This is a genomic window from Collinsella sp. AM15-2 (genome assembly GCF_003471985.1).
Classification (GTDB): domain Bacteria; phylum Actinomycetota; class Coriobacteriia; order Coriobacteriales; family Coriobacteriaceae; genus Collinsella.
This window is the reverse complement of the sequence record NZ_QRKO01000019.1, coordinates 1851-4021: the sequence shown is the minus strand read 5'-3', so window position 1 is coordinate 4021 and position 2171 is coordinate 1851. Positions and strand designations below refer to the sequence as shown.

Here is a 2171-nt window from a genome sequence, read left to right as displayed (position 1 = left end):
CCCCCCCCCGCCACGATAACGAGCCGGCGGGCCCCGCCCGTTAGCCCCACAATCTTTCCGCAGGACGGAGGAAGCCCCCGCCGCACGAAGTGCGCAGCGGGGGCTTCCGACATGTCCGAGGACGATTGTGGGGCTAACGGGCGGGGCCCGCCGAACCAGGTTAAGCAGCCGGGCAAATCTTCTTGAAGAGCTCGATGACGTCGTCGAGCGTCGCCTCGCGCGGGTTACCCGGGAAGCAGGCGTCGGCCATGGCGTCCTTGGCCAGGACCTCGATCTCGTCGGCCTTCATGGCCTCGCAGACGTGCGGGATGTTCACGTCGGCGGAAAGCTGCTTGACGGCGGCGATAGCGGCGTCGGCAGCCTCGTCGGTGCTCATGCCCGTGATGTCAACACCCATGGCAACGGCAACCTTGGCCAGGCGCTCAGCGCAAACCGGCTTGTTGAACTCCATGGCAATCGGCAGCAGCATGGCGCAAGCGACGCCGTGCGGGGTGTCGTAGTGAGCGGACAGGGTGTGAGCCATGGCATGGTCGATGCCCAGGCCAACGTTGGAGAAGCCCATGCCGGCGACATACTGGCCAAGGGCCATGCCCTCGCGGCCGGAGCCGGGCTGGCCGGACTTGGCCTCGGCGACGGAGTCACGCAGGTTCTCGCTGATCAGCTTAATAGCCTCAAAGTGGAACATGTCGGAGAGCTCCCAAGCGCCCTTGGTGGTGTAGCCCTCGATGGCGTGGGTCAGAGCGTCCATGCCGGTAGAGGCGGTCAGGCCGGCGGGCATGGAAGCCATCATATCGGGGTCGACGACGGCGACCTCGGGGGCGTCGTTGGTGTCGACGCACACGAACTTGCGGACCTTCTCGGGGTCGGTGATGACGTAGTTGATGGTCACCTCGGCGGCGGTACCGGCAGTCGTCGGCACAGCGATGGTGAACACGGCGTGGTTCTTAGTGGGAGCAACGCCCTCGAGGCTGCGGACATCGGCGAACTCAGGGTTGTTGATGATGATGCCGATAGCCTTGGCGGTGTCCATGGAGGAGCCACCACCAATGGTCACGATAGCGTCAGCCTCGGCGGCCTTGAAGGCCTCGACGCCGTCTTTGACGTTCTGGATAGTCGGGTTGGGCTTGATCTCGGAGTAGAGGCTCCAAGCGATGCCGGCAGCGTCGAGCTCGTCGGTCACCTTAGCGGTAACGCCAAACTTGACCAGATCGGGGTCGGAGCAGACGAAGATCTTCTTGTAGCCGCGACGCTGAAGCTCGCCGGGGATCTCCTTGATGGCGCCGGAACCATGATAAGAAATGGTGTTGAGAACGAAACGATTAGCCATTGATAGCCTCCCATCGTGTGCGGGGCACCCATTACGCCCCACGCTATGAATCTCATCCTAACGCTTTTGAAACAAAAACACGTGAGAACGTCAAAATTGTTAAAGCGTTTCAACATAATAACGGAGTCCTAGTCCTTCCCTCCCGACAGCAGCGAAGGCTAGATTATAGGAGCAATCGCCCAAAGAATACGACCAACTCAGTCTATAAATTGTTTCTGTTTTAGCAATATATGTTTGACAATACGTTTATAAAAGGATACTTTATAGCAAACATCTTAGTTCACTAAATAACATTAGTGAAATGAAAGAGGCGGTAGAGATGTTAGTTCTACCTATAAAGACCCTCTTGGGCCACTACATTTATGATGCCAATCGAAACGAGATACTTGCAGTAAGCAAAGATCTCTTCAATTACATCTCAGAAGTCCAAGCAGGCAAAGTTTGCCACGCCTCCTGTAAATCAGACCAAGAATTCCAGTTACTACAATCATGTGGCTACTGCTGCGATTCGCCATTGCAGGATATCGCTTATCCATCAATTGACCTTTTGAAAGTTAAGCTGGAAAGAAATATACGGATGCTAACCCTTCAGCTGACTCAATCTTGTAACTTCCGATGTGATTACTGTATCTATTCCGGAAACTCCTCATACAACAGAGCCCACAGTCATAACTCCATGTCCATTTCGACGGCAAAACATGCAATCGAATTCTTTAAGATGCACTCGATCGACAACTCAAACCCGGTCGTAGCATTTTATGGAGGAGAACCTCTCCTTCGATTTAATGAAATTAAGCTAAATTTTATATCTGATTTTTGATTATCCGCATAAACACTATACTTT

The 2171-nt window shown here is 54.6% G+C and carries 1 protein-coding gene; it reads right to left on the bottom strand.

Going from position 1 to position 2171, the window contains the following annotated elements; translation table 11 throughout:
* Positions 1-160: 160 nt before the first annotated feature.
* Positions 161-1327, bottom strand: a complete 1167-nt coding sequence (gene fucO, locus DW171_RS08055; protein WP_118270909.1) for a lactaldehyde reductase — start codon at positions 1325-1327, stop codon at positions 161-163.
* Between the last annotated feature and the right edge of the window lie 844 nt (positions 1328-2171).

Bases quoted from the DNA above. Each gene is read 5' to 3' on its own strand.
- fucO (WP_118270909.1), bottom strand. From the start codon at position 1,327: ATGGCTAATCGTTTCGTTCTCAACACCATTTCTTATCATGGTTCCGGC.